This is a genomic window from Idiomarina sp. UBA3162, from assembly GCF_002364475.1.
GTDB lineage: Bacteria > Pseudomonadota > Gammaproteobacteria > Enterobacterales > Alteromonadaceae > Idiomarina.
This window is the reverse complement of sequence record NZ_DEYI01000046.1, coordinates 85,465-99,683: the sequence shown is the minus strand read 5'-3', so window position 1 is coordinate 99,683 and position 14,219 is coordinate 85,465. Positions and strand designations below refer to the sequence as shown.

The following is a 14,219-nucleotide window of genomic DNA, read 5'->3' as shown; positions in this document are numbered from 1 at the left end:
ACTTCAAATAGAATGACCCCAGCCGATTGGCTGGGGTTTTTTTATGCCTGCTCGCCGGAGTACGTCGCGCATCCTGCGCGACCATCGACACCGCCCCGTGCGCCCAAGGCGCACGCTACGACGGCGCCACGTACGTCGCGCATTGTGCGCGACAATCCACATCGCCCAGTGCGCAGAATGCGCACGCTACAAGTAAATCGAACGTTATATCCTAAATTCGCTGCTTTTATTTCTATATATTCATACTATTATCTATGTATCGTGCAATGGCACAGTAGCGAAATAGTGAGGAAATATGAAAGAAACAGGGTCGAAAGGTTATGATGCCCTCATGATCATCATTCACTGGATGAGTGCCCTGCTTGTATTTGGGCTGTTCGCACTCGGTTGGTGGATGGTAGACCTCACCTATTATTCTAATTGGTACACAACAGCACCTTGGTGGCATAAGTCCCTCGGTTTGTTGGTACTCTTCATTACTCTTTTTAGAGTTGTTTGGCGGCTTATAAAAGGCACCCCGACAATCGATGGTTCTGCATTTGAGAAAAAAGCTGCGAAATTCGGTCACTTACTACTCTACATCAGTCTACTCGCGGTTGTTTTTAGCGGTTATCTAATCTCGACCGGCGAAGGTAAACCTATCAGTTTTTTTGGTTGGTTTGACGTACCCGCGTTGCCGTTTCAGATAGAGCAACAAGCCACATTGGCAGGAACTATTCACGAATATGCTGCTTACGTATTAGTGATCCTAGCGCTAGGTCATGGCGTTATGGCATTAAAGCATCATTTTATTGATAAACGCTCAACACTTATTCGAATGATAAAACCTTAAGAGGAAACTAAGCTATGAAAACACAACTATTAGCATTATCTGCCATTGTAGGCAGCGTATTAGCGGCTCCCGCAGTAGCAGACGACTATGTGATTGATACTGAGGGTCAACACGCCTTCATTCAGTTCAAGATCAAACACTTAGGTTATAGCTGGTTGCTAGGTCGCTTTAATGACTTTGAAGGCAAATTTAGTTACGACGAGGCAAATCCGGGCAATGCCTCGGTCGAAGTGACAATCGACACGGCAAGTGTGGATACCAACCACGCGGAACGCGACAAACACCTCCGTAGCGACGACTTTTTAAACACGGGAGAATATCCTGAAGCGAGCTTTGTCAGCACACGTTACGTGCCTGATAGTGATGATGAAAATGAAGGTACGCTGTACGGCAACTTTACGCTGAATGGTGTAACCAAGGAAATTGCTATCGAAGTAGAACAGGTTGGTGCCGGTGAAGATCCTTGGGGTGGTTTCCGCCGCGGTTTCGAAGGTGAAGTCGACCTTACGTTGGCCGACTACAACATTGATTACAACTTAGGCCCTGAAGCCAAAGAGGTTGAATTGTACCTTTCTATCGAAGGTGTCCGTCAGTAATTAACTTGCTTTAGCGGTTAGTGCTTGCTTATAAGCATTAGCCGCTAAGCGGTTATCGCCTAACGCAGCGTATGCGTCACCCATCCGGATGTAATCGTCCTTATTACACGCATTCAAATCGCTCAGTTTCTTTAACGCCCGCTGGGCCAGCGAATAGTCTTTGTTACCCAACGCTAGCACAGCAAGTGCGCGGATATATTGACTGTCGTTAGGCTTCCGCTTCAAATGAGACTGAACCCAATCGATGATGTTGGGATCGGTGCCAACTAGCACATGCTCGTTAACACAATCGTTTAAGTTAAGCTCACCACGTTCTAAACCATTTTTGACGACCTTAGTACATGCACTATGTTGGCCATAGTAGTTCAGCGCTTTAGCATAGGCTAAACGGATAGCCGGGGTGCTACGTTGTGTTCGGCTAAGGCTCTTCCAGTCTTTAAATAATGCCTTGGCATCATTACGCGCAATACGGATAAAGTGTTGCAGATAGACTGATAATACCAACTGGTCAAAATCAACTTGTGTTAGTTGTGATTTCTCACGGATTTGATTGAGGTGTGGCTGTAAATCATCTAGGCGCTTTTCCCCTTTATAAAGCTCAATCGCCTGTGTCCAAAGATGTGGTGGGAATTCGCCTCGGTCGAGTTGGGTTTCAACTTGTTGAATCGTTAGCCCTTGATGATCATCGTTGCGCTGAACTGCGCTATGTACGGCCAGAAATTCGCTTGCGGGCTCGAAGTCTGAACCTGCTGTATCGAGCCAGTATTTTGCTTTGCCAGGCTCACCGGCTTTGTTTGCAGTGAAGGCTAATAAAGCCGCCAAATTTTCCGAGCGCTGCTGCTTATAAAGCAGCTCAAAGTCGACTAATGCCGAAGTATAATCGTGTTTTAACATCGCGAGGAGCGCGCGCTTTTCGCGTTGCTTTAGTTTGCGAGCTTTTCGTCGCGAGAACCATTGCCCACCTGCACGCGTTTTACCTAGTAACGCCTTAATAGCAGCAATGACTAGGCTCAATGCCAATATCGCGATTACCAAGAAAACAACCAAGCCAATAACCGTGCTTTCTATTGTGTAGCCAGCAAAATTAATTAACAGATAACCAGCGTTGCCAGCAGAGATAGGCCCTAAAATAGCGCCCGCAATTAAAACGACTAGGACGTACACCCACCATCTCATTGTAAACGCCCTCCTAACTGACTCGCTGCCACAGAAAGAGATGACACCTCTGGCAGCTCCGCTGCTTGTTGAATACCATCTTCTAACTGCGCTAGCTTGTTCAGTACGCGTTGTTGCGCAGGACTAGCAGCTTTTATATCGCTAATTAATGCGCTCGCTTCGTTCAGCTTGGTTTTGGCTAGTTCAACTTGACCTTTTAATGCCGCATTCTCTGCAACGCTCAGAATGAGATCGAGTTGTTGTTGTTTTAGCGTGATGGTTTCGTTAGATATAACGGGTTCTATAGGCGCCGACGACTTTTCAATACGGAAAAAGTTATCCATAAAGGCGTGCCAATTGTATGCGAGATGCTCACGCCAGTTAGTTGGTTCGGTTGCTTGCTCACTTTCAATTGAGAAGTCATCGGTTGGTGTTTTATTCGATAGCGAGAGCGCTTGGCGTTTTAAAGCGGCAAGTTCAACCACCCATTGGGTTGCATCGCTTTGTTGGTATTCCAAAAGGGCTTGCTTGTCTTCTTCAATCGCCTGACGAATTTGTAAGGCACCGGATGACTCAATGCCTGCTAACTGCTGACTCGCTACATCAAGCAGTTGAATAGCGGTTTGCGCATCGGCATTAAAAATGGCCGAACGAGCTGCCGCCGATAAGGTTTGTTTAACCTCAAACAAACGCCACTCGCGTATTCGTTCTGCCTGTTGTTGAGGTAGTTGATTAGCTAATTGTTGTAAGGTTTGCTGTTGTTGGTTCAGCTTGATCTCTAGCTGCTGAATACGTTGCTCTAGCTGATCGACTGAGCGATTATCTGAGTTCTGCTGAATTTGCTGTTTTGCCTGCTGGAGCTCAGCTTGTAGCTGCTCAAGCTGCTTTTGTGCTCGCTGCATTGTCGCTTGCTGAGCATATTCAATGGTTGGCTCTTGAGCCTGAGTCGTTGGTGATGACTCCGACCAAAATGGTAGCTGTTTATAGGGTTGTTTAAAGTAAATCCAAGCGGCGAAAGCTACTAGAGCAAGCAGTACGATAATATAAAGGATACCTTTGAACCGCGAACGCGCGTGACCCGACGAATCATCCGAATTTAATGAAGTGGTCTGTTCAGCGTCATGTATTTGCTTTGCAGTTTCTTGAGCTTCGTTGTTATCTTTATCCATGTTTTATAATCGCCTCAATCATCTTGCTCTCAGTTGCACTGCCAGTCACAGTAATGGTATCTGCTGCAACAAAAGGTATTAAGTCTCTTAATCGTTCACTAGGTACAATCCAATCACAGCGAGACAACCAGCTCCCGGCTTCGCGCGGCAAGCTGGATAAAAAGTAACCTAACTGTTCAGCACTTGTCACTACAATTAGATTAACCGTATTCATCCACTGCGTCACTTGTCTATCGTCATTTAATACGCGTTTTACTCGTCGGTATACATCAATACTATCGACTTTAGCACCGCGAGCTCGCAATGTATCAAATAGCAAATCGCGGCCCTTCTCACCCTTGATAATCAACCAGTGTTGATTATCAACGTCTAGCAGTTCAGGCAAGCCCAGTAACGACTCGCTGTCATGTTTAAAGGTGGGACAACGTGTCGAGGTCCCGAACGTATTAGCGGCCAGCCGAGCAGTCGTCGGACCCACTGCAAACATCGATGTTGCTGGATGAAAGCTAAAGCCTGACTGAGCAGCAAACCTCACTGCGTTCTTACTAATCCAAATAACACCGTCATAGTCATTAAAGGTTTTCGGTTTTACCGAAATGGGTTCAATGTCGATAAAACTGTGTTGGGTAAATTCAATAGAAGAGCGAGACAGCGCATCAATAACACGCTGTCGTGAATCATCGGGTTGTAATATCAGCGCCCTAGTCGTGCTGGTCATACACCGCCTTCAAAATTTTACCTGCACCCCGTGCGAGAAGCTTCTCGGCGAGTTCGATACCTAACGCTTCGGCTTGTTCGATAGGCCCTTCAATTTGCTCTCGAATCACCTCGACGCCGTCTGGGTCACCGACTAGCCCTCGTAAACTGAGATGTTCACCATCGACCACAGCAAACGCGCCTATAGGTACTTGGCAACCGCCTTGTAGTCGGCGGTTCATCGCACGCTCGGCTAATACGCGATAGCGCGTGGTAGAGCACTGAAGTGGCTCGAGTAGCGTTTTTATCTTGTCATCATCGCTACGTACCTCAATACCCAATACACCTTGACCATTTGCGGGCAAGGAATCTTCAACCGGGATAAAGGAAGTAATACGTTCGCCGAGTTCTAATCGAATAAGACCTGAAGCCGCTAAAATAATCGCGTCAAATTGCCCTTCATCGAGTTTGCGCAAGCGCGTTTGGACATTGCCGCGTAAATCTTTGATTACGAGATGTGGGAAACGCTCTTTAACCTGACAACGACGGCGCAGGCTGCAGGTGCCAACAACAGCGCCTTCTGGTAATTCATTCAATGATTGGTACTGATTAGAAACAAAAGCATCGCGCGGATCTTCACTTTCGCAGATGGTATGAAGTTCTAACCCTGGTGGAAACTCAACGGGCAAGTCTTTCATCGAATGTACGGCGAGGTCGGCCCTACCCTCTAACATCGCAGCTTCAAGCTCTTTTACGAATAGGCCTTTGCCACCGATTTTAGCTAATGGCGTATCAAGGATAATATCACCGCGTGTGGACATCGGTACAAGCTCAATCGTGAGCTCTGGATAGAGCGATGCTAAACGCGCTTGTATATGTTCTGCTTGCCACATGGCGAGTTTACTTTTTCGCGTGGCAATTCTGACCGTCTTTGACATGTCTACCCCTTACTACTTAATGACATTTCGCTTTGGTGGTGCGATGATAGGCGCCACAAGCATACTCAATATAAAGATATAGTTTAGCGATGTTTAAGCGAAATGTAACCAAGCCATTGATTCAACTCTGCGTCATTTTGACCAGTGTATGCGCGCTTGCGGCCTGCGGTCAAAAAGGACCTCTACAACCAGCGCCTATGCCAGAGAAAAACGAACAGCAGCCACAGCAACCACAACAACCAAGTAATGCCGATGAGTCAGTTAAGTTATAAAGCAGCACAACTTCATATCGAATCTGTCGCTCTGCCAACCTTAGCCGAGCGATTCGGTACGCCACTTTATATTTACTCGAAAAGTCAGATTCTTGCGAACTGGGAAAAGTTTCGTGCCTTTTGGCCGAGCCAACATAAGTTGTGCTACGCGGTGAAAGCAAATAGTAACTTGGCTATCTTACAACTGCTGGTCAAGCAAGGAGCTTGGTTCGATATTGTTTCGGGCGGTGAGCTGAAGCGCGTGCTTGCAGCAGGCGGGAAAGCTGAGCACGTGGTGTTTTCGGGCGTGGCCAAGTCAGAAGCAGAGATTCGGTTTGCATTAGAACAAGGTATTGGGTGTTTTAACGTTGAGTCTGCAGCAGAGCTCGAACGTATAGAGCAAGTTGCGCAAGCGCTGAAAACGCGCGCACCAGTGTCGTTGCGCGTTAATCCCGATGTCGATGCGAAAACACATCCCTATATTTCAACGGGCCTAAAAGCTAATAAGTTTGGCATCCCGATGGATGACGCGATGGCGGTGTTTCGTAGAGCTCATACGCTTAACCATATCGAACTATTAGGCGCAGACTGTCATATCGGTTCACAAATTATGACCGACGCGCCATTTTTGGATGCTGCAAAGCGCATGTTTCGATTATTAGAGCGCTTGAGAGACGAAGCGATTGAGCTTTCTCACCTCGACTTAGGTGGCGGTTTTGGTATCGACTATCAAGGTAAACAAACATTGGACGTGCAAGGCTACCTTGAGAGTGTCATTGAACTGGCGAAAGACTACCCTCAACTCACGTTAATGTTGGAGCCTGGACGTGCCGTTGTTGCCGACGCAGGTGTTTTGCTCAGCCAAGTTGAGTACACCAAACAGTCGGATGATAAACGGTTTGTGTTGGTTGATGCGGGTATGAACGATCTGATGCGTCCTTCGCTTTATCAGGCATGGCACGATATTCTACCTGTTAATGAGAGCAATAGTGTTGCCGATGCCATTGTGGATGTTGTGGGTCCGGTATGTGAAACAGGATGTTTTTTAGGCCATGCGCGACACCTCAATGTGCAAGCGGGCGACCTGATTGCGGTTAACCATGCAGGCGCTTATGGATTTACCATGGCCTCAAACTACAATACACGCATGCGCCCAGCAGAAGTACTGGTAGAAGACGATCAAGTATGGTTAATTCGTGAGCGTGAAACGTTTGATGATCTGATCCGCGGTGAGCGGCTTATCGCTGAGGAGTAGAACGATGTTACTGCAGTTCTCTAAAATGCACGGATTAGGTAATGATTTTGTTGTGATTGATAACGTCACACAGAACTTCTATGTGAACCCTGAGCAAATTAAGCAGTGGGCAGACAGAAACCGTGGTATTGGCTTTGATCAGCTCTTATTAGTCGAGCCGCCCTATGATCCTGACCTCGATTTTCACTATCGCATTTTTAACGCGGATGGAAGCGAGGTCGCACAATGCGGTAATGGAGCGCGATGCTTTGCAAAATTTGTTAAAGCGAAGGGTTTATCAAATAAAAACCACCTAAAAGTGAGTACCAAAGCCGGCACTATGGTGTTGCATATAGAAAAGGATGGTCAAGTAACCGTCGAAATGGGTGAGCCCATGTTTGAGCCAGCCAGTGTCCCTTTTAAAGCTCAGAAGCCCGAGCATACTTATGTATTGAGAGTCGCCAATGAGACTGTGTTGTGTGGTGTAATGGGGCTTGGAAATCCACACTGCGTTATCGAAACTGATGATGTAAATACCGCGCCGGTCGCGTCTTTAGGCGAAAAAATTGCTCAGCATGAACGCTTCCCTGAAAGCGTCAATGTGGGCTTTATGCAGATTGTCTCGCGTCAACACGTCAATTTGCGAGTGTTTGAGCGGGGCGTTGGCGAAACTCAAGCCTGTGGTAGCGGTGCTTGCGCGGCAGCGGTCATCGGTATGCAGCAGGATAAGCTCGATCGTCAAGTCAAAGTCTCTCTGCCCGGTGGCGACTTAATGATTCGTTGGCAAGCGGGTCAGGCGGTAAAAATGACAGGGCCTGCAACACTTATTTTTGATGGACAAATGGTGATATGAACAATAACAAACAAGCGCTCGATACGCCTGTCATTGATGACTCGCTGATCCGCGCCTATTTGGAAGAGAATCCGGATTTCTTTGAGCGACACGATGATTTGCTCAATAGTTTAACGGTCTCACACGAACGTAAAGGCACGGTATCTTTAGTTGAGCGACAGCAGCAAAAGCTACGTGAACGTGTTAATCAACTCGAAGAGGAAATTACTGAGTTAATGATTAATGCACGCCGTAACGAGGCGATTTTCAAAGCATATAGCGAATTATATGTGCGACTATTGAAGTGCCGTACGCTACAACAGGCTATCGATGCCTTACGAAATACATTTGAAGAAGATTTAGGCTTGTCGGCGTTAACGCTTAAACTATTCGACAGTCCAATAGAAGTCAGTGATCAGCTGGTGTTTGCAGCCGATACTCACCGCCAGCTGTTAAGCAAACGCTTTGACGACAGCCCCATTTATCTTGGGCGATTGACTGAACAAGAACGGAGACTACTGTTTCAAGATGAGGCGGTGCATTCGGTGGCGCTGATGTCGCTGGGTGAACAAGGTGAAGTGGGGATGTTTGCGGTAGGCAGTGGTCAGGCTGACCATTTTGAGCCAGCGATGGATCCGTTGTTAATTAATCAATTGCAAGCTTTGCTAAGCGCACTATTGCCACGTTTACTCGTAGAAAATGAAGCTGCGTGACATTCAACAGCGGTGGTTACAACAACTCGAGGGTGAGCGCGGGTTAGCTCAACTGACGATTAAAAACTATAATCGTCTGACCGGGATTGATATTGAACTCCTCGAACGACAAGGTATCGAGGCGACAGAACAATTGACGCGCCCCGTATTTGAACGTCTGCTAGTAGGTTGGCGTCGCGAAGGCTTAGGTGAACGCTCTATTGCCCTTAAGCTGTCAGCGTGGCGCACCTTCGTGCAGTATATGCTCGATTACCAACATCTAAGCGATGACCCTCTGAGTGGCTTGAAAGCACCTAAAATTCCTAAAAGGTTGCCTAAAAATCTCGATGTCGACAGTATCTCCCACCTTTTAGAATTACCTCTTGATGACGAGATAGCGATCCGAGACTCGGCGATGATGGAACTATTATATTCGAGTGGTTTGCGTTTAGCTGAGTTAGTGAGTTTGGATATGGATAGTATCGACCTCCGCTATGGGCAATTACGCGTTGTGGGTAAAGGAAGTAAGACACGGATTGTGCCCGTGGGTAAGGTCGCCATCAAAGCCATTCAACGCTGGTTAAAAGTGCGCGCTACGTGGTTGGCTACGCGCCCAGAAGTTGCATTATTTATAAGTCAGCGTAATCAACGCATAAGTCAACGTACCGTACAGCAACGGCTCAATTATTGGGGAAAACAGCAAGGGGTGGTGGGTAATTTACATCCACACAAACTGCGTCACTCTTTTGCTTCACATATGTTGGAATCCAGTGGCGACCTAAGGGCCGTACAAGAACTACTTGGCCACGCAAACTTGTCGACCACACAAGTCTATACACATTTAGACTTTAAACGTTTAGCAGAAGTTTACGACTCGGCTCATCCACGTGCAACTAAGGGTAAGAAGTCTTAATGATACGTTTCCATCGACGCTTTCATCTGCCAAAAGTCATTAGTTTCGATTTAGATGACACTTTGTACGACAACGTTCCGATTATTAAACGTACTGAGGAGCGCACCCATTCGCTTATTACTGAACGTGTTCCCGCGACGCGTGAGTGGGATATTGAACACTGGCGGCAGCGCCGGTTAGATTTAATGCAGCGCGATGATGACCTAGCTGACAATATGACTGCGCTACGTCGTGCCACCTTGCTACAGGGGTTTCGTGAACTTGAGATCGATGATGCGGAAACGATAACTGATGAGATTATGGATGCGTTCCTCGCTTTTCGTAGCGACTTTAGTGTCAGTGAAGACGTTCATGACTTGCTCGATCGGCTGGCATCGCGCTATCGCTTAGTGGCTGTAAGTAATGGCAATGCCGATGTTAAGCGTGTGGGAATCGGGCACTACTTTAAACTTGCGTTACAACCGACGCATGACTTCCGTGGTAAACCCAATACCGACATGTTCGAGTACGTAAAGCAGGCAATGAATTGTGCCCCCGAGGCTATTCTGCACGTCGGTGATTCGCCACAGTCAGATGTTTTTGGCGCTCACCGCGCGGGAATGCAAAGTGTTTGGCTAACCAGTGGCTTAGGGCGTTCGCACCAGTTGCGAGTATTGCCAACGGTGACCATCGATGAGTTACAGGAGCTTAGCGCGTTACTCCTGTAAGATAACTGGTTGCTTATACAGTATTGGATCATTACACTGAGCCTCATTCAGTTAGCCAAGGAGTCATGCATGAGCACGCACCCGTTAATTTCCGGTTTAAATGAGAAGCAAGCCACGGCGGTAAGCGCTGATGATCGGCCTATGCTGGTATTGGCTGGCGCCGGGAGTGGTAAAACTCGGGTTTTGGTGCATCGAATTGCTTGGCTCATTCAAGAACGTCGTTATTCTCCTTACAGTATTTTAGCCGTAACCTTCACTAATAAGGCCGCCTCGGAAATGCGAGGTCGCGTCGAGCAACTCTTGGGTTCATCGGTTAGAAATATGTGGATAGGCACGTTCCACGGTCTGGCTCATCGCTTGTTGCGCGCACACTATATGGATGTAGGCCTACCACAAAACTTCCAAATATTGGATAGCGACGATCAGCAGCGTTTAGTTAAGCGCTTAATTAAGTCAATGAATTTGGATGAAAAGCGCTGGCCCGCCAAGCAAGCACAATGGTACATCAATGGTAAAAAAGACGAAGGTTTAAGGGCACAACATATTGAAACCTTTGATCCCACCGAGCAAACCTTGAAACAGATTTATGAGGCGTATCAGGAAAGCTGTGACCGTGCCGGTTTAGTTGATTTTGCTGAGCTGCTTTTGCGTGCGCACGAGCTATTGCGTGATAACAAAACCGTGCGCGAGCATTACCAAAAACGCTTCCGTCATATCCTCGTAGACGAGTTTCAAGATACTAACTCGATCCAGTATGCATGGATTCGTTTGCTTTCTGGGCAAGATAATATCGTCACCATTGTCGGTGATGATGACCAGTCAATTTATGGATGGCGTGGGGCTCGCGTCGAAAATATTCAGCAGTTTTTAGACGATTACCCTACAGCGATGACGATTCGCCTCGAGCAGAATTATCGTTCGACCGGAAATATATTGCGTGCCGCGAATTCAGTGATAGCAAATAATTCAGACAGGCTTGGCAAAGATCTTTGGACAGAGGGTAATGAGGGCGAGCCTATTAGCCTCTATGCTGCGTTTAATGAAATGGACGAGGCGCGCTATATCGTGGGTCGTATTGAGGAATGGCGCGATCAAGGTGGTGCTCTGCAAGATGTCGCGCTGCTGTATCGCAGCAATGCGCAGTCACGCGTGCTGGAGGAAGCGCTGCTGCATGCGCGTCTCCCTTATCGAATTTATGGTGGCTTGCGATTCTTCGAACGGCAAGAAATCAAAGATGCACTCGCCTATTTACGTTTAGTTAGTAACCGTGATGATGATGCGGCGATTGAGCGCGTCATTAATACACCGACGCGCGGTATTGGCAATCGTACTTTAGACATTATTCGGCAGACGGCTCGAGAGCAGAAGAAGTCTCTCTGGCAGGCGGCTATCCAGCTTGTAGATGAAAAGCAACTGGCGGGTCGAGCGCGAAATGCAGTGGCGAGCTTTATTGAACTTATCAATACCACTGACGATGAAACGGAAGACTTCACTTTGGGTCGTTTAAGCAATGAAGTGATCTCGCGCTCTGGCTTATTAGCAATGTACGAGGCCGAAAAAGGTGAGAAAGCAGAGACACGTGTTGAAAACTTAAAAGAGTTGGTCAGTGCCTGCGAAAACTTTACTCAAGACGAGACTGAAGAAGACCTTACACCACTTAATGCCTTTCTAGCGCATGCCGCATTGGAAGCCGGCGAAGAGCAAGCCGATGAATACCAAGATGCGGTTCAGCTGATGACGCTACACAGTGCGAAAGGGCTCGAATTTCCGATGGTCTTTATGACTGGCGTTGAGGAAGGCGTATTTCCTTCGCAACAGTCGATGGATGAGCCGGGTCGCTTAGAGGAAGAACGTCGGTTGTGCTATGTCGGTATGACACGAGCGATGCAAAAGTTAGTTATCACATACGCCGAACAGCGGCGTATTTATGGACAAGACTTTTTCCACAAAGTGAGCCGTTTTATTAGCGAAATGCCGGCAGATGCACTGCATGAAGTGCGCTTGCAAACTCAGGTGCAAAAGCCAACAAGCTATGGACGCTTCAATACCGGTGCAAGTCATGAGGCCTTTGAGCAAACTGGGTTTTCATTGGGACAGCGCGTGCGTCATGCGAAGTTTGGTGATGGAACCGTGCTTAATTATGAAGGCACAGGCCCGCAGAGTCGTATCCAAATTAACTTCGACCAAGTCGGCACTAAGTGGCTTGTCGTCGCCTATGCCAAACTTGAACCATCTATCAGTTAGTTGATCGACATACGCGTTATACGCGTAATCCATAATACACTCTCATTAATGAGGAAGTCGTTATGAAACGCAGTGCAAACGCAGTTTGGAAAGGAAGTATTAAAGAAGGTTCAGGTGTTGTATCAACTCAAAGTGGCACCTTGGATGAAACGCAGTATTCGTTCAAAAGTCGTTTTGAATCAGGCAAAGGTACTAATCCAGAAGAGTTGATAGGTGCTGCCCATTCAGGCTGCTACGCCATGGCTTTTTCGCTGATGCTCGGCGAAGCCGGTTATGAGCCTAACTCGATTGATGCAAAAGCTGAAGTGAGTTTAGTTGAAGCCGACGGCGGTTTTAAGGTCGATAAAATCCACTTAACGGTGCAAGCCGACATTGAAGGTATCGGGCAGGACGAGTTTGAGAAGCTCGCTGAAGAAGCCAAGAAGGGCTGTCCTATCAGCAAACTTCTCAATGCAGAAATTACGATGGAAGCTACGCTCAACTAATCGGTTCCTGCACCGCTGACTTTTTCAGACGGCGGTTTCGCTGGCGCTGTATCACCGAGTCGAAGGTATATAGCGCCAACGCACTCCATATGATCACAAAAGTAATGAGCTTGCTCTCCGCTAATGGCTCGTCATATAAATTCACGGCAAGAATAAACATCAGGCTTGGCGCGATATATTGGAAGAAACCGAGCGTTGCATAACGGATGCGTTGCGCAGCAGCCGTAAAGCAAAGGAGCGGTATTGTCGTAACTAATCCTGCGGCCATCAGCAACAAGTTAAGTTGCCATGAATTCGCGGTCATATCAGCACTGGTTGAATCTGCGAAAAACAGTAAATATCCCAGCATTACCGGCACAAGCAATGTCGTCTCTAACCACAGGCCCGAAATCGAATCTACAGGCAGACGCTTTCTTATCGCCCCATAAATCGCAAAACTGCTCGCTAAAGCCAGCGCTACCCAAGGGACTGAGCCAAATGTTACGACTTGTATTCCCACACCAACAATGGCTAACCCAATGGCAAATAGCTGTAACCGCCTCATCTTCTCTTGGAAGAAAGCCATGCCAATGGCGACATTGAGTAGTGGATTAATATAGTAGCCCAAGCTCGCATCTAACATATGGTTGGCATTGACGGCCCATATAAATAGAAACCAGTTACCTCCTAATAGACAGGTGGCAACGGTGAGACGAAACATCATTTTTGGTGAACGGATAATCGGCTTCAAGCGATGGAGTCGTTTTAAGCCTACGATGAGAATAAAAACTAATATAAACGCCCAAATAATTCGATGTGCCAGAATTTCGAACGCCGGCACCTGTTGGACTGATTTAAAATAGATGGGCGCGAAACCCCAAAATGAATAGGCGGCCAGTGCGAAGAAAACGCCCTGACGCGCTCGAACAGCATCTTCGGTCATGATGTTACCTAGTGATTATCCGACGAGATAAGTGCCTGTACCAAAGGCGATATGCGTACCATCTTCATTATGAAGTTCCATTCGTGCTACGGCAACCTTGTTGCCAGAACGGATTATCGATGCATTTGCAATAAATTCTTTACCCCGACCGGGACGCAGGTAGTCGACACGAAGATCAATCGTGCCACAACGACTCAAACGTTCCATCAGGTAATGCTCTGAAGGCTCCTGTAAACGTTCAATCATGCCAGCGATGGCGACCAATCCTCCGGCGGTATCAAGAGCGGTTGCGGTTACACCGCCGTGTAACATACGTTGTGGAACATTACCCATGAGTGGATCTTGCCAACGAAACTTCACTTGGCCGCGCTCGGGGGTGAACTCGGTAATTTCAAAGCCAAGTAACTTTTGAAAAGGTACTTGTTCGTTCATAAAAGCAGATACGCGTGTGAGAATTTCTTGGGTATTCATTATTTATCATGGTGCAAAGAGACTAGGACGCTTACAATAGAGTGATGCGAATCATTAAGTCAATAACAGCTAGCCGATTTTA

The 14,219-nt window shown here is 47.3% G+C and carries 16 protein-coding genes; 10 read left to right on the top strand and 6 right to left on the bottom strand.

Translation table 11 applies throughout. The annotated features are described in order from the left end of the window. The first annotated feature begins 295 nt into the window (after window positions 1-295). Complete coding sequence (locus tag B2X00_RS05535; RefSeq protein WP_290486455.1) at window positions 296-832, top strand: cytochrome b; 537 nt, start codon at window positions 296-298, stop codon at window positions 830-832. A gap of 14 nt (window positions 833-846) precedes the next feature. After that, window positions 847-1,428, top strand: a complete 582-nt coding sequence (locus B2X00_RS05530) for a YceI family protein (RefSeq protein ID WP_006954690.1) — start codon at window positions 847-849, stop codon at window positions 1,426-1,428. Here B2X00_RS05530 and B2X00_RS05525 read toward each other — a convergent pair whose 3' ends face one another. The 4 genes from B2X00_RS05525 to hemC are packed head-to-tail and all read right to left on the bottom strand — an operon-like array spanning window position 1,429 to window position 5,386. Then, a complete protein-coding gene (locus B2X00_RS05525; RefSeq protein WP_290486454.1) occupies window positions 1,429-2,604 on the bottom strand; it encodes a heme biosynthesis HemY N-terminal domain-containing protein in 1,176 nt (391 codons plus the stop codon). Beyond that, complete coding sequence (locus B2X00_RS05520; RefSeq protein ID WP_290486453.1) at window positions 2,601-3,752, bottom strand: uroporphyrinogen-III C-methyltransferase; 1,152 nt, start codon at window positions 3,750-3,752, stop codon at window positions 2,601-2,603. The genes B2X00_RS05525 and B2X00_RS05520 overlap by 4 nt, the downstream gene beginning before the upstream one ends. Further along, window positions 3,745-4,470 (bottom strand): uroporphyrinogen-III synthase, encoded by a 726-nt coding sequence (locus B2X00_RS05515; RefSeq protein ID WP_290486452.1) that lies wholly within the window; start codon window positions 4,468-4,470, stop codon window positions 3,745-3,747. Before B2X00_RS05515 ends, B2X00_RS05520 begins: the two co-directional genes overlap by 8 nt. After that, window positions 4,454-5,386 (bottom strand): hydroxymethylbilane synthase, encoded by a 933-nt coding sequence (gene hemC, locus B2X00_RS05510; RefSeq protein ID WP_290486451.1) that lies wholly within the window; start codon window positions 5,384-5,386, stop codon window positions 4,454-4,456. Before hemC ends, B2X00_RS05515 begins: the two co-directional genes overlap by 17 nt. 89 nt (window positions 5,387-5,475) lie before the next feature. Here hemC and lptM point away from each other — a divergent pair, with 89 nt between their 5' ends. From lptM to B2X00_RS05470, 8 genes are all read left to right on the top strand, one after another. Beyond that, a complete protein-coding gene (gene lptM / locus B2X00_RS05505; protein WP_290486450.1) occupies window positions 5,476-5,658 on the top strand; it encodes an LPS translocon maturation chaperone LptM in 183 nt (60 codons plus the stop codon). Further along, the gene (gene lysA / locus B2X00_RS05500; protein WP_290486449.1) at window positions 5,639-6,892 is read left to right on the top strand and encodes a diaminopimelate decarboxylase; all 1,254 of its coding nucleotides are present in this window, start codon (window positions 5,639-5,641) and stop codon (window positions 6,890-6,892) included. The genes lptM and lysA overlap by 20 nt, the downstream gene beginning before the upstream one ends. 4 nt (window positions 6,893-6,896) lie before the next feature. Further along, on the top strand, window positions 6,897-7,724 hold the full coding sequence (gene dapF / locus B2X00_RS05495; RefSeq protein ID WP_290486448.1) for a diaminopimelate epimerase: 828 nt from the start codon (window positions 6,897-6,899) through the stop codon (window positions 7,722-7,724). Then, window positions 7,721-8,416: a DUF484 family protein gene (locus B2X00_RS05490; RefSeq protein WP_290486447.1), complete on the top strand. Its 696-nt coding sequence runs from the start codon at window positions 7,721-7,723 to the stop codon at window positions 8,414-8,416. The genes dapF and B2X00_RS05490 overlap by 4 nt, the downstream gene beginning before the upstream one ends. Continuing rightward, window positions 8,403-9,308, top strand: a complete 906-nt coding sequence (locus B2X00_RS05485) for a tyrosine recombinase XerC (protein WP_290486446.1) — start codon at window positions 8,403-8,405, stop codon at window positions 9,306-9,308. The genes B2X00_RS05490 and B2X00_RS05485 overlap by 14 nt, the downstream gene beginning before the upstream one ends. Continuing rightward, entirely contained in the window at window positions 9,308-10,015 is a 708-nt protein-coding gene (locus B2X00_RS05480) for an HAD-IA family hydrolase (RefSeq protein ID WP_290486445.1), read from the top strand. The genes B2X00_RS05485 and B2X00_RS05480 overlap by 1 nt, the downstream gene beginning before the upstream one ends. Before the next feature lie 69 nt (window positions 10,016-10,084). After that, window positions 10,085-12,259 (top strand): DNA helicase II, encoded by a 2,175-nt coding sequence (gene uvrD / locus B2X00_RS05475; RefSeq protein ID WP_290486444.1) that lies wholly within the window; start codon window positions 10,085-10,087, stop codon window positions 12,257-12,259. A 62-nt stretch (window positions 12,260-12,321) separates the two neighbouring features. Continuing rightward, entirely contained in the window at window positions 12,322-12,744 is a 423-nt protein-coding gene (locus tag B2X00_RS05470) for an OsmC family protein (RefSeq protein ID WP_290486443.1), read from the top strand. Here the strand turns inward: B2X00_RS05470 and rarD are convergent. Continuing rightward, entirely contained in the window at window positions 12,737-13,666 is a 930-nt protein-coding gene (gene rarD, locus B2X00_RS05465) for an EamA family transporter RarD (protein ID WP_290486442.1), read from the bottom strand. The genes B2X00_RS05470 and rarD overlap by 8 nt on opposite strands. Window positions 13,667-13,681: 15 nt before the next feature. Next, a complete protein-coding gene (locus B2X00_RS05460; protein ID WP_006954664.1) occupies window positions 13,682-14,137 on the bottom strand; it encodes a thioesterase family protein in 456 nt (151 codons plus the stop codon). Window positions 14,138-14,219: the final 82 nt, after the last annotated feature.

Bases quoted from the DNA above. Each gene is read 5' to 3' on its own strand.
- B2X00_RS05535 (WP_290486455.1), top strand. From the start codon at position 296: ATGAAAGAAACAGGGTCGAAAGGTTATGATGCCCTCATGATCATCATT.
- B2X00_RS05530 (WP_006954690.1), top strand. From the start codon at position 847: ATGAAAACACAACTATTAGCATTATCTGCCATTGTAGGCAGCGTATTA.
- B2X00_RS05525 (WP_290486454.1), bottom strand. From the start codon at position 2,604: ATGAGATGGTGGGTGTACGTCCTAGTCGTTTTAATTGCGGGCGCTATT.
- B2X00_RS05520 (WP_290486453.1), bottom strand. From the start codon at position 3,752: ATGGATAAAGATAACAACGAAGCTCAAGAAACTGCAAAGCAAATACAT.
- B2X00_RS05515 (WP_290486452.1), bottom strand. From the start codon at position 4,470: ATGACCAGCACGACTAGGGCGCTGATATTACAACCCGATGATTCACGA.
- hemC (WP_290486451.1), bottom strand. From the start codon at position 5,386: ATGTCAAAGACGGTCAGAATTGCCACGCGAAAAAGTAAACTCGCCATG.
- lptM (WP_290486450.1), top strand. From the start codon at position 5,476: ATGTTTAAGCGAAATGTAACCAAGCCATTGATTCAACTCTGCGTCATT.
- lysA (WP_290486449.1), top strand. From the start codon at position 5,639: ATGAGTCAGTTAAGTTATAAAGCAGCACAACTTCATATCGAATCTGTC.
- dapF (WP_290486448.1), top strand. From the start codon at position 6,897: ATGTTACTGCAGTTCTCTAAAATGCACGGATTAGGTAATGATTTTGTT.
- B2X00_RS05490 (WP_290486447.1), top strand. From the start codon at position 7,721: ATGAACAATAACAAACAAGCGCTCGATACGCCTGTCATTGATGACTCG.
- B2X00_RS05485 (WP_290486446.1), top strand. From the start codon at position 8,403: ATGAAGCTGCGTGACATTCAACAGCGGTGGTTACAACAACTCGAGGGT.
- B2X00_RS05480 (WP_290486445.1), top strand. From the start codon at position 9,308: ATGATACGTTTCCATCGACGCTTTCATCTGCCAAAAGTCATTAGTTTC.
- uvrD (WP_290486444.1), top strand. From the start codon at position 10,085: ATGAGCACGCACCCGTTAATTTCCGGTTTAAATGAGAAGCAAGCCACG.
- B2X00_RS05470 (WP_290486443.1), top strand. From the start codon at position 12,322: ATGAAACGCAGTGCAAACGCAGTTTGGAAAGGAAGTATTAAAGAAGGT.
- rarD (WP_290486442.1), bottom strand. From the start codon at position 13,666: ATGACCGAAGATGCTGTTCGAGCGCGTCAGGGCGTTTTCTTCGCACTG.
- B2X00_RS05460 (WP_006954664.1), bottom strand. From the start codon at position 14,137: ATGAATACCCAAGAAATTCTCACACGCGTATCTGCTTTTATGAACGAA.